The sequence below is a fragment of the Xanthobacter sp. DMC12 genome, assembly GCF_056314105.1.
Genome location: NZ_JBQUYZ010000003.1, coordinates 417221 through 429487 on the forward strand (window position 1 = coordinate 417221; position 12267 = coordinate 429487).

The window sequence follows — 12267 nt, forward strand, 5'->3', positions numbered from 1 at the left end:
CGGGGCCATTCCGCTTTCCGCCATCCGGGCCCCCTCCAGCCGAGGGGTGGATCGCCCGCACAAGGCGGGCGATGACGGGAGGGATTAGCGGCGCGGGCGTCCTGCGTTGCCTTCGCTCAGGCGCCGCGCGGGCTATGGGAAGCCCAGTCCCAAACGCCAAAAGCCGGCACGGGGATTTCCCCGGCCGGCGCCGAACGCCCTGTCCGCGATCCCGAAGGATCAGCGGCGGCGGAAATTCTGCTGGCGGCGTGCGCCGGGCGGCGGGGCGTTGCCCTCGGCCTTGTGGCGGAAGTTGATCCGGCCGCGATCGAGATCGTAGGGGGACATCTCCACCACCACGCGGTCGCCCTCGATGGTGCGGATGCGGTTCTTCTTCATCTTGCCGGCCGCATAGGCCAGAATCTGGTGGTCGTTGTCGAGACGCACCCGGAAATTGCCGTCCGGGAGCACTTCCGTCACAGTCCCCTCGAACTCCAGCAGTTCTTCCTTCGCCATATAGTCGTCTCCAGCGGTCCCGCGGTGCGGGACGAATTTGGCGGGCTTATCTCACAAAATCGCCCGATTTCCCATAGGTGGGTCACGCGGGGCCGGGAAAAAGGCCCGGCGTGACCTGTTCAACGCAGTGTGACGGGAGCGCCGATGCTCAGCGCACCGGCCGCTTGGTGCCGGCCGGACGGCTGGCGGGACGCTCGCCCCGGTTGGACACGGCCTTCATGAAGCCGAGGCCGCCGAGATCGGCACCGGGACGCGCGCCGCGATCGCCGCCGCGCTCACCCGAGCGCTCGCCCCGAGGGGGACGGGCCTCGCCACGGTGCTCACCGCTGCGCTCACCGCCGCGGTTCTGGCCGTCACGACGGCCTGCGCCGTTGCCGGCGCCCTGGGCATTGCGATGTCCCTCGGGGGCGCGCTCGGCACGCGGCTGGGCGGCACGGGCCGGACGACCCTCGCCGGCCGGGCGCTCGCCACGCGGCTCACGCTGCTCGCGGCCCTCGGCGCGCTGGCCCTGGCCACGTCCGCCTTCGGGACGCGGACCACGGGAGCGCTGCGGGCCACGCTGGCCGGGACGGCCGCCGCGACCACCGATGAAATCGTTGCGCTCGGCGGTCTCGTCGCGCTCCTCCAGCTCGATCGGCGGCGCGTCCGGAATGGCGAAGCGCATGCCTGCGCCGCGACGGTCCGTGGCCGGGATCTGCAGCTTGATGAGCCGCTCGATGGACTTGAGATACGCCCTCTCCTCGTGATCGCAGAAGGAGATAGCGATGCCCTCGCGGCCGGCGCGCGCGGTGCGGCCGATGCGGTGCACGTAGCTCTCGGGCACGTTGGGCAGGTCGTAATTGATCACGTGGCTGACGCCCGTCACGTCGATGCCGCGCGCGGCGATATCGGTGGCGATCAGGGTGCGGATCTTGCCCTCGCGGAAGGCCAGGAGCACGCGGTCGCGCTGGTTCTGCGACTTGTTGCCGTGGATCGCCTCGGCGGCGATGCCGCACTTGGCGAGCACGCGCACCACCTTGTCCGCGCCGTGTTTGGTGCGGGCGAAGACAAGCGCGCGGTCGATCTCCTCGGTGGAGAGGACCTCGGCGAGGAGCTGGCCCTTGTTGGGCTTGTCCACGTGAATGACGCGCTGCTCCACCCGGTCGGCGGTCTTGGCCACCGGGGTGACGGCGACGCGGACCGGATCATGCAGCATGCCGCCCGCCAGCTCGGCGATGGCCGGCGGCATGGTGGCGGAGAAGAACAGGGAGTGCCGCTTGTGCGGCAGACGGCGCACCACCGCGCGGATGGCATGGACGAAGCCCATGTCCAGCATCTGGTCGGCCTCGTCGAGGACGAACATCTCCACCTGGTCGAGCTTCACCGCGTGGTTTTCCACGAGGTCCATGAGCCGGCCGGGGGTGGCGACGAGCACGTCCACGCCGCGGGCAAGCGCCCGGATCTGCCGGCCCATGGGCACGCCGCCGATGGCGAGCGTGACCGAGATGCGGGCATGGCGGCCGAACTTCTCGAAATTGTCCACGATCTGGCCGGACAATTCGCGGGTGGGCGACAGCACCAGGGCACGCACGGACTTGGGGTCCGGACGGCGGGGATGGCGCACGAGGCGATCGAGGATGGGAAGGGCGAAGGCAGCGGTCTTGCCGGTGCCGGTCTGGGCGATGCCGATCAGGTCGCGGCCGTTGAGGACCTGCGGGATGGCTTCAGCCTGGATGGGGGTGGGAGTGACGTGATTCGCTTCGGTGAGGGCGCGAACGATGGGCTCGGCAAGGCCGAGGCTCGAAAAAGAGGTCAAGCTCTGACTTTCATATGCGAGCGGCACCGGCGCAGCCTTTTGGGCGCGGCGCGGCTCGCGGGATTTCGACATCCCGCGTGGCCAGGGGTGTCCAAGGGCAAAAGATGTGATCGGGCAAAGCCGCTTGCGATGCCTCACAGACGAAACGCCCAGTCACGGCGTCGTCCAGATCGAAGCTCCAGCGGTCTCCGCTACGCGGCCCGAGCGCGCTAAGGGGAGGAAACCAACTGCCTCCATCGGCGCGATGCACCGCATATGGACGAGACCCGTGACGATTTCAAGGCGAATGGTTGGGCAGGCGGAGCTTTACGCCCTCCGAATGCGTCGCGTGGCGCCATTTCGCCCGAATGTGCGTCCAGTAGAACACGCTGAAGCAGTCGCCTGGGGTGGCGCGCGGCAGGGCCTTGCGCCCGGAGGCCGCGGCGCCGATCCTCGCGGCAGGAGGAGACATGTTCGATTTTTCCGCCATCGTCGCCGCGACCACCGCCTTCGTCGAGCAGCACCACTATCTCGCGCCGGCCGTTGTGTTCGGGCTCGCCTTCGGGGAATCGCTGGCGCTGATCTCCTTCTTCATTCCCGCCACCGTCCTGCTCTTGGCCATCGGCGCCCTGATCGAGGCGGCGGGGCTGCACTTCTTCCCCATCTGGCTCGCCGCCGCAGCCGGTGCCGCGCTGGGCGATGCCGTCTCCTACTGGCTCGGCTTCCATTACAAGGAGCGCGCGAAGGGCTTCTGGCCGCTGTCGCGCCGGCCGGACCTCGTGGCCCGCGCGGAGGACTTCTTCCAGCGCTTCGGCGTGTGGGGCGTCGCCATCGGCCGCTTCTTCGGGCCGCTGCGCGCGGTGGTGCCGCTGATCGCCGGCGTGCTCGCCATGCGCCAGAGCCACTTCCAGGTGGCGAACGTGACGAGCGCGGGCATCTGGGCCTTCGCCATGCTGGCGCCCGGCGCGGCCGCGCTGAAGCTCATGGGCTTCTGACGGCGTCGCGCCCCTGCGCGGCGTGATGCCGCACTGCAGCAAAGGCCAGCGGGGCGGCAGACGTTTGGCGGTATCCTGAGCCGCGCCGCGGCGGGTCCTGACCTTTCGGAACGGCCCAGCCTATTGTCTCGCCGCAGCATCCTGTATATCGATGGACATATCACAGGCCCATTGCCGAGGTGCCATTGCCATGTCCGGATTTCCTGCCTCGTTCCTTGCCTCGTTTCCTGCCTCCCGCCGCCTGGTTCTCGGTCTCGTGGTCTCGGCCTTTGCCGCCGCGCCGCTCCCCGCAGCCGCGCAGGAGACCGTGACGGTGTTTGCCGCCGCGAGCCTGACCAACGCCTTGCAGGACATCGCCAAGGCCTATGAGGCGAAGGGCAGCAAGGACGCCATCAAGTTCTCCTTCGCAGCCTCCTCGGCGCTGGCCAAGCAGATGGAGGCCGGCGCGCCCGCCAACATCTTCGCCTCCGCCGACCTGAAGTGGATGGACTATACCGACGGCAAGGGCCTGACCCTGCCCGCCACCCGCGTGAAGCTGCTCGGCAACGAGCTGGTGCTGGTTGCCCCCGCCGACAAGGCGAAGCCGGTGACCATCTCCAAGAGCCTCGACGTGGACGCCCTGCTCGGTCCCAACGGCCGCATCGCCACCGGCCTCACCGACAGTGTGCCGGTGGGCGTCTATGCCAAGCAGGCCTTCACCAATCTCGGCCTGTGGGACAAGATCGGCCCCCGGATCGTCGGTTCGGAGAGCGTCCGCGCGGCGCTGGCGCTGGTGGAGCGCGGCGAGGTGCCTTACGGCGTCGTCTACGCCACCGACGCCGCCATCGCCAAGAACGTGAAGATCGTCGCCACCTTCCCAGCCGACAGCTATCCGCCCGTCGATTACCCCTTCGCCCTCGTGAAGGGCCAGGACACCCCCGCCGCCAAGGCCTTCTTCGCCTTCGTCCAGAGCCCCGAGGCCAAGGACATCTTCAAGAAGTACGGCTTCGCGGTGAACTGAGCCGCTGCGCGCCGGGGGGCGCGAGGCGGAACGGGAATTGCTTATTGGGGGCAAAAGGCCGAGCCTGTTTCACGGGCGATGCGCGGCCTTTTCGCAGGCGGATATATTCGAGATGTTGCTCACTCCCGAAGAATGGACGGCCGTGCGGCTGAGCCTCATCGTGGCCTTCTGGGCCACCCTGTGGAGCCTGCCGCCGGCCATTCTCATTGGCTGGGTGCTCGCCCGCTTCGAGTTTCCCGGAAAAGGCATCTTCGACGGCATCGTCCACCTGCCCCTCGTGCTGCCCAAGGTGGTGGTGGGCTATCTGCTGCTCATCGTCCTCGGCAACCGCGGCTATCTCGGCCAGTATCTCAACGAGTGGTTCGGCATCTCGCTGATCTTCTCCACCGCGGGCGCCACCTTGGCCGCGGCCGTAGTGAGCTTCCCGCTCACGGTCAACGCCATCCGCCTTGCCATCGGCGGCATCGACAGGGGTATCGAGACGGCAGCGCGCACGCTGGGGGCCAGCAGGCTCGACGCCTTCTTCACCGTGACACTGCCGCTGATGATGCCCGGGGTGCTTTCCGGCTGCCTCATCTCGCTCGCCTCCGCGCTGGGCGAGTTCGGCGCCACCATCACCTTCGTCTCCAATGTGGAAGGCCAGACGCGGACCATCCCGCTCGCCATCTACAGCGCCACCCACATGCCCGACGGCGACGCCATGGCGCTGCGCCTCACGGTGGTGTCAGTGATCCTCGCCCTCGGCTCCCTCATGCTGGCGGAGATGGCGGACAAGCGCATCCGCGTGGCGCTGGGCCAGATATGATCGAGATTGAAGTCTCCCTCGCACGCTCCACCGGCTTCCACCTGAAGGCGGACCTCAGGGCGCCCGAGACCGGCGTGACCGCCCTGTTCGGCCGTTCCGGCTGCGGGAAGACCACGGTGATCCAGCTGGTCGCCGGCTCGCTGACGCCGGACAGTGGGCACATCCGCGTCGGCGACACGGTGTTCTTCGACAAGCAGGCGGGCATCAACCTGCCCATGGAGCAGCGCGCGGTCGGCTACGTCTTCCAGGACGCGCGGCTGTTCCCGCACATGACCATCGAGAACAACCTGCGCTACGGCGAGCGCCGCACCAAGCGGCCGCGCACCATCAAGTTCGATGCCGTGGTGGAGATGCTGGGCGTCGGCCACCTCTTGCAGCGCCGCCCGCACACGCTTTCCGGCGGCGAGAAGCAGCGCATCGCCATCGGCCGCGCGCTCCTGTCCCAGCCGCGCCTCCTCCTGATGGACGAACCCCTCGCCTCCCTGGACGAGATGCGCAAGGGCGAAATCCTGCCTTATCTCGAGCGGCTGCGCGACGAGCTGAACCTGCCCATCCTCTATGTCAGCCACTCCATCGAGGAGGTACTGCGCCTCGCCGATGCGGTCGCCGCGCTGTCGGAGGGCAAGGTCATCGCCTGCGGCCCCCTCGCCGACGTCCTGTCGCGGCCCGAGCTGCTGCCGGTGATCGGCCGTTTCGATATCGGCACCATCCTCGACTGCACGGTGACGGCGCACGACCCGGACCTCGGCCTCTCCACCGTCTCGTTCGTGGACGGGGAATTGCGCGTGCCGCTGGTGGGCCGTCCGGTGGGCGCTCCGGCGCGGGCGCGCATCCGCTCGCGCGACGTATCGCTGTCCCTGTCGCGGCCCATGGACGTGTCGGTGACCAACCGGATTTCCGGCACCATCGCGGCCATCACGCGGGCGGAAGGTCCGTTCTCCGAGGTGGAGCTGGCGCTTTCCGCCGGCCGCCTCAGCTCGCTGGTGACGCAGGAAAGCGTGCTGCGCCTTGGCCTTGAGCCGGGCATGCAGGTGTGGGCGATGATCAAGGCGGTGACGGTGGACAGCCGGCCGATGGGCTTCCATTCGCCCGGCGCGGAGATCAGCCCGCCTGCTTCGCGGCCGGCGCGGCCAACGGCGAATCCGCCTCAGGATCCCCCGGCTCTGCGTGTGATTTCGGGTGGTAATCCGCCGCAAGGGCGGACGTAAGCTCGTCCAGCGCCCCGCTGGTGGCCTTGGCCGCCTGCCGCTCCATGGCGCGGTAGAGCGCGATCACCCGTTCACCGAACGCCGTCACCTCGGTGCCTGCGCCGCGCCGGCCGGGGAAGGTGACGATCACGCGCTGCTCGAACATGCGGTCCAGCTCGTCCACCAGCAGCCAGGCGCGGCGATAGCTCATGCCGATGGCCTTGGCGGCGGCGAGGATGGAGCGGTGTTCGCGGATCGCCTCCAGAAGCTTGATCTTGCCCGGCCCGAGGCGCCGGCCGTCGGCGAAGTCCACGCGCAGGAAGAGGCGGGTGCCGTCCCGGCCCTGCCCGTCCTTGGTGCGGCTGTCCTTGCTGCGGCCACTGCCGCCCGTTCCGCCGCTCATGATGCTTCTCCTCGGATGCCGCCCGGCGCACCGCCTGTCCCGGGAGCCCGGAACAGCGCAGTCAGCATACCGGAAGCCGGCGACCTCGGAAACGCCGGAGGGCGACGGAAGCGCTCCGAAGATCAGGCGCGGGAGGAGGCTCAGGCGCGGGACACTTGGCCACCGGCCGAGTGGCCGGCGCTCTGACGGCGCGGGGCGGCCGAAAGGCGGCCGTTGACGATGGCCGACAGGCCGAGGATGACCACCACCGTCGCCACATAGGCGATCACCTGCATGCCCGTGGGCTCGGCGCGGTAACCGATCAGCGTGCGCAGCACGCGGCCCAGCGCGCTATCGTCAGCCAGCAGCCAGCTCGAATTCCACACCGGCTCGGCCAGCGACTGGATGAAGCCGGAATCCTGCAGGATGCCAACCACCTGCGCGGCAAGGCCGGCGGCCAGCAGCGTGATGAGGACGGACGTGACCTTGAACAGGTGCTTGAGCGGGATCGCCACAAGGCCGCGATAGAGCAGCAGCGACAGGGCCGCGCCGCCGGCGAGGCCCGCAAGGCCGCCGAGCACGACCTGGCCCGTCGAGTCGGCACCGGTGCTGGCGATGCCATAGAGGAAGAGCACAATCTCGACACCCTCGCGCAGCACGGCCATGCCGACGACGATGGCCAGCGCGGCGAGGGGCTTGCGCCCCTCCTTCACGTCGCGGCCGACTTCCCGCATCTCCATGACCATGTGCTTGCCGTGGCTCGCCATCCAGACGACCGTCCACACCAACATGACCACCGCGACGGAAAGGATGGCGGCGTTCAGGATGTCCTGGCCAGAGCCATCGAACGTGGAAGCGATGGTGTCGGCGAAGAGCGCGAGCACGCCCGAGCCGGCGATCCCACCCAGAATGCCGAGGCTGATCCAGAGGCCGCGATGGCGGATGCCCTCTGAGGCGGCGAGCACCACGCCGGTGACAATACCGGCCTCGAGGACTTCCCGGAAAACGATCAGAAGCGCGGCAATCATCGCGACCTGTCCTTCTGTCCCCGACGGCCGCTGCCGGCACGCACGAGCGGGCACAAACGCTGCCCCCAGGGCCATCGCCCCGGGGGCGATCAAGGCCGGCGGGACGAAAACCAGTTGAATATGACGAAATCCTATCACCCGGGCGCGGCCCCTGTCACGGCAACGGCCGAGGTTTGGAATTGTTCAAATGAAAACCTACGCGGCCATCCGGCGACCGTTCAGACTATAGTTGGAGGGCGGCTGCACCCGGCCGCGATCGGCGCGTGTTCAGCGTTTGCAGCGGGGCGCGACGAAACGGCCCAGCGCGACGCGGATACAGGTGACGTTACGTCTTCTACTAAGGAGTGCGTCGCTTTGACTTGGGGGCGGCAAGTCGATGTCCCGCACTCTGGACATGGAACAATTCCATTATTTTCCCAAGCGCTTGCCCGTCACCAGCCCGGCTCATACTCTCCGCGGCGACGGGGCAAAGGCCCCGGTTCCGGTTGTCCCTGCCCCGGTTGTCCGGGCGCCGGTTCCTGTTTTCGAATTTCAAGGAGAGAAGGTCGATGCGCGCGCATTTTCTCGGCGCAGTCATCGCGTCAGTCGCAGCCTTCGCGAGCCCCGTGCTCGCGGATGCGCCGAAGCCGCGTGACGTGATCGTCCATTATGCCGACCTCGCCGAGGTGTCCTACGGGACGTCCGCCGCCACCGCCAAGGACATGCAGAAGGCCATCGACGCCTTCCTCGCCGCTCCCAGCGCCGAAACCCTCGGCAAGGCGCGCGATGCCTGGAAGGCGGCCCGCGTCTATTACCAGCAGACCGAAGCCTTCCGCTTCGGCAACAAGATCATCGACGAGTGGGAAGGCAATGTGAACGCCTGGCCGCTGGACGAGGGTCTCATCGATTACGTGGACAAGAAAAGCTACGGCGAGAAGTCGGACGAGAACCCGCTCTACACCGCCAACGTGATCGCCTCGAAGTCCATCCGCATCGGCAAGAAGACGGTGGACGTCACCAAGATCACGCCCAAGCTGCTGCATGAGCTGAACTCGGCTGGCGGCGTCGAGGCGAACGTGGGCTCCGGCTGGCACGCCATCGAGTTCCTGCTGTGGGGCCAGAACCTCCACAACGCGACGCCCAGCCAGGGCCAGCGCCCCTACACCGACTATGACTTGAAGAACTGCACCAACGGCAATTGCGACCGCCGCGGCGAATATCTCAAGGTCGCCACTCAGACGCTGGTCGCCGATCTCGACGAGATGACCGCCAACTGGGGTGCCAAGGGCAAGGCCCGCGCCGCGCTCGTCAAGAAGAACGACAAGGCCGGCCTCGCCACCATCTTCACCGGCCTCGGCTCCCTCTCCTATGGCGAACTCGCCGGCGAGCGCATGAAGCTCGGCCTCATCCTCCACGATCCGGAAGAGGCCCACGACTGCTTCTCCAACAACACCCAGAACGCGCACTATTACGACGAAGTGGGCATCCGCAACGTCTACTACGGCTCCTACGTGAAGCCGGACGGTTCCAAGGTCACCGGCCCCTCGGTCGCCGACCTCATTCGCGCCACCGACCCGAAGATCGCCGACGAGATCGATGCCAAGTCCGATGCCGCTTTGGCCGCCCTCAAGGCCCTGAAGGACGTGGCGGATTCCGGCGAGATCACCTACGACAAGATGCTGGAAGAGGGGAACACCAAGGGCGCCAAGCTGATCCAGGACGGCGTCGACGCCCTGGTGGCCCAGGCCCACGCCATCGAGCGCGGCGTCGCGGTTCTCAAGATCCAGATCAAGGTGGAAGGCTCCAAGAGCCTCGATGATCCGAAGAACGCGAAGAAGAAGTGAGACGATGACGATGGAACGGACGCGATGATTTCGCGTCGGGCGCTCCTTGCGGTCGCAGCGGCTGCGGGGGCGGCGGGGTTCGCCCCCTCCGCCCTCGGCCGCGTACCGGCCTCCGTGGATACGCTGCCGAAGACGGCGCCGGTGCGCCGGCTCGCCCTTTCGGCGGCGGAAATGGAAATGCCGCTGCTCGGGCCGGGCAAGCCGGTGACCAAGGGCTTCTGCGCCTATAACGGCACGCCCTTCCTCACCCTGCGCGCGCCGGTGGGCACCCGCCTGATGGTGGATTTCGAGAACCGCCTGCCGGACCTCACCACCGTCCACTGGCACGGCGTGCGCGTGCCCTATCTCTCGGATGGCGTCTCGCCCATCACCCAGGCACCGATCCCGGCGGGCAGCACATTCACCTACAACGTGCCCCTGCCCGATCCGGGCTTCTATTTCTTCCATCCCCATTGCGACGAGACGGGCCAGGTGGGCCGTGGCCTCGTCGGGCTGCTCGTGGTGGACGATCCGGCCGAGGCGAAGCTCGGCTTCGATGCCGAGCACTTCATCGTGGTGAAGGACTGGCGGCTCGACGAGAAGGACGGCCGCTGGCTGGAGATGTTCACCGACGAAGGCGCCTCCACCGCCGGCACCTTCGGCACGGTGCGCGCCACCAACGGCTCCATCGTGCCGCCCCGCGTCGAGGCGCCGGCCTATGGCGACGTGCGGCTGCGCGTGATCGTCGCCGATTCCACCCGCACCATCGATTTCGGCTGCGAGACGGAAGACGCGGCCATCATCGCCATCGACGGACAGGCCCTGACGCCCCTCCCCTTCTCCAAGCTGCCGAACGAGATCTGGCGCATGGGACCGGCCATGCGCATCGACGTGCATGTGCGCATGCCCGGCCCCGGCGAGGAGGTGAAGGTCTACGACTACCGCACCGCCGAACCCTATCTGCTCACCACGCTGGTGGGCGTGGACAAGGGCCGAAAGAAGACCGCCTTCCGCCCCAAGGCGCTGCCCGCCGCGAAGGTACCCCTGCCGGACGTGAAGCGCGCGAGCCGCATCGATTATCTCGTGCAGACCGCCGCCGGCCCCATCGTGAGCGGCGATCCCCTCCCGCCGGACGATCCGCTGGCCAAGGCGCTCATCGCCTCCGCCTGCGTCGGCAGCAAGACCTTCTGGGCCATCAACCGCAATTCCTGGGGCGCCGGCGCGGACCTCCGCCTACCGCCGCCGCTGGCGACGCTGAAGGACGGGTCGAGCTACATCGTCTCCATCACCAACGTCACCAAGCACGTCCACCCCATGCACCTGCACGGGCATGTGTTCCGTGTGCTGTCCTCCTCCAAGAAGAAGGACATCCCGCCCTATCTCGCCGATACGGTCATGACCGAGCCCAACGAGACGGTGGAGATCGCCTTCCGCGCCACCAGCGGCGACTGGGTGTTCCACTGCCACATCCTCGAGCACATGGATTCGGGGCTCATGGGCTGGATCAGGGTGGTGTGATGCGCGGGCGCCTCCTTCTCGTGCTGCTCGCTGCCCTCGCGATCACGCCCGCCGCTGCCGAGACTTTGGACAAGCTCGACCTCGCCATCGGCAAGGCCCTGTTCAAGCGCCCGTGGGTGCCCGCCCCCGCCTCGACCCGGGGCGACGATGGCCTCGGCCCGCTGTTCGATGCCCGCTCCTGCGCCACCTGCCACCCCGCCGATCGCCGCGCTCCCGCGCGTCTGGAGAACGGAACGGCGGAGCGCGGCTTCGTCTTGATGATCGGCCGGCCCGACGGCAGCGGCGATCCGGTCTACGGCCGGCGCTTCCAGATCGATGCGGTGCCGGGCATCCCGGGCGAAGGCGTCATCGGCGTCACCGATACGCCGCTGCCGGACGGCCGCATGGCCCGCAAGCCCCATCCCGAGGCGCTGGGCTATGGCCCGCTCGATCCCGCGAGCGGACTTTCCCTGCGCGTGGGACCCGACCTGAAGGGCCGCGGGGCGCTCGCCGCCGTGCCGGATGCCGCCATCCTCGCGGTGGAGCGGGAGCAGGCGAAGGGCACAGATGGCGTGAAGGGCATGGCGCGGCGCGTCACCCTCGCCGATGGCAGCACCGCCATCGGCCGCTTCGGCTGGAAGGCGTCGCAGCCGACCCTCGCCGGCCAGTCGGCGGAAGCCTTCTTCCTCGATCTCGGCCTCTCCAACCGCTTCCATCCCGAGCCGTGGGGCGACTGCACCCCCACCCAGACCGCCTGCCGGCAGGCCCTCCACGGCAATGCCAATGCCACCTCCGGGGATGCGGACGACGAATTGGAAATCGGCTCGGCGGTGCTCGACCGGGTGGTGGCCTATGTCGCCTCCCTCCCCCAGCCCGAGCCGGAAGACCTGCCCAGGGCCGAAGCGAAGCACGGCGCGGCGCTGTTCGCCTCCACCGGCTGCGCCCAGTGCCACCGGCCGTCCTTGCCCATGGCCGGCGGCGGCGCGGCACGCATGTATACGGACCTGCTGCTGCACGAGATGGGGCCGGACCTCGGCGACACCATGCCCGAGCCGGGCGTCGGCGCCTCGCAATGGCGCACCGCGCCGCTCGCCGGCCTCTCCGATGCGCTCGCCGCCAAGACCGGCCTGCTGCACGACGGCCGCGCGCGCACGGTGGAAGAGGCCATCGTCTGGCACGGCGGCGAGGCGGCGACGGCGCAGCGGCGCTTCGGCGCGCTCCCGCCCAAGGACAGGGCGGCGCTGGTGCGCTACGTTTCCAGCCTGTGATTTCCGCCGGCTGCGGCCGGCACCGACCTGATAT

At 68.5% G+C, this 12267-nt stretch carries 11 protein-coding genes; 7 read left to right on the top strand and 4 right to left on the bottom strand.

The annotated features are described in order from the left end of the window. Positions 1–219 precede the first annotated feature (219 nt). Together infA and ACT535_RS15085 are read right to left on the bottom strand one after the other, a co-directional pair. Positions 220–495 carry a translation initiation factor IF-1 gene (gene infA / locus ACT535_RS15080; protein ID WP_012115181.1) on the bottom strand — a complete coding sequence of 92 codons (276 nt, stop codon included), beginning with the start codon at positions 493–495 and terminating at the stop codon, positions 220–222. A gap of 148 nt (positions 496–643) precedes the next feature. Further along, positions 644–2290, bottom strand: coding sequence for a DEAD/DEAH box helicase (locus ACT535_RS15085; RefSeq protein ID WP_476365029.1), 1647 nt, complete (start codon positions 2288–2290; stop codon positions 644–646). 449 nt (positions 2291–2739) lie between these two features. Here ACT535_RS15085 and ACT535_RS15090 point away from each other — a divergent pair, with 449 nt between their 5' ends. From ACT535_RS15090 to modC, 4 genes are all read left to right on the top strand, one after another. Next, positions 2740–3264: a DedA family protein gene (locus ACT535_RS15090; RefSeq protein ID WP_168459155.1), complete on the top strand. Its 525-nt coding sequence runs from the start codon at positions 2740–2742 to the stop codon at positions 3262–3264. Positions 3265–3454: 190 nt separating this feature from the next. Further along, positions 3455–4264, top strand: coding sequence for a molybdate ABC transporter substrate-binding protein (modA, locus tag ACT535_RS15095; protein ID WP_476365030.1), 810 nt, complete (start codon positions 3455–3457; stop codon positions 4262–4264). 115 nt (positions 4265–4379) lie between these two features. Beyond that, complete coding sequence (gene modB / locus ACT535_RS15100) at positions 4380–5069, top strand: molybdate ABC transporter permease subunit (RefSeq protein ID WP_476365103.1); 690 nt, start codon at positions 4380–4382, stop codon at positions 5067–5069. Then, a complete protein-coding gene (modC, locus tag ACT535_RS15105) occupies positions 5066–6277 on the top strand; it encodes a molybdenum ABC transporter ATP-binding protein (RefSeq protein WP_476365031.1) in 1212 nt (403 codons plus the stop codon). The genes modB and modC overlap by 4 nt, the downstream gene beginning before the upstream one ends. Here modC and ACT535_RS15110 read toward each other — a convergent pair. Both ACT535_RS15110 and ACT535_RS15115 read right to left on the bottom strand, forming a co-directional pair. After that, positions 6171–6659, bottom strand: a complete 489-nt coding sequence (locus ACT535_RS15110) for a winged helix-turn-helix domain-containing protein (protein WP_476328396.1) — start codon at positions 6657–6659, stop codon at positions 6171–6173. The two genes, modC and ACT535_RS15110, sit on opposite strands and share 107 nt — an antisense overlap. Positions 6660–6799: 140 nt before the next feature. After that, positions 6800–7666: an FTR1 family iron permease gene (locus ACT535_RS15115; RefSeq protein WP_476365032.1), complete on the bottom strand. Its 867-nt coding sequence runs from the start codon at positions 7664–7666 to the stop codon at positions 6800–6802. A gap of 548 nt (positions 7667–8214) precedes the next feature. Between ACT535_RS15115 and ACT535_RS15120 the strand changes: the two genes are divergently transcribed. Genes ACT535_RS15120 through ACT535_RS15130 form a run of 3 tightly spaced genes read left to right on the top strand, consistent with a single transcriptional unit; the run spans position 8215 to position 12233 of the window. Next, positions 8215–9489, top strand: coding sequence for an imelysin family protein (locus ACT535_RS15120; RefSeq protein ID WP_476365033.1), 1275 nt, complete (start codon positions 8215–8217; stop codon positions 9487–9489). Between the two features lie 24 nt (positions 9490–9513). After that, positions 9514–10986 (top strand): multicopper oxidase family protein, encoded by a 1473-nt coding sequence (locus tag ACT535_RS15125; protein ID WP_476365034.1) that lies wholly within the window; start codon positions 9514–9516, stop codon positions 10984–10986. Then, the gene (locus ACT535_RS15130) at positions 10986–12233 is read left to right on the top strand and encodes a di-heme oxidoredictase family protein (protein ID WP_476365035.1); all 1248 of its coding nucleotides are present in this window, start codon (positions 10986–10988) and stop codon (positions 12231–12233) included. The genes ACT535_RS15125 and ACT535_RS15130 overlap by 1 nt, the downstream gene beginning before the upstream one ends. The last annotated feature ends 34 nt before the right edge of the window (positions 12234–12267 follow it).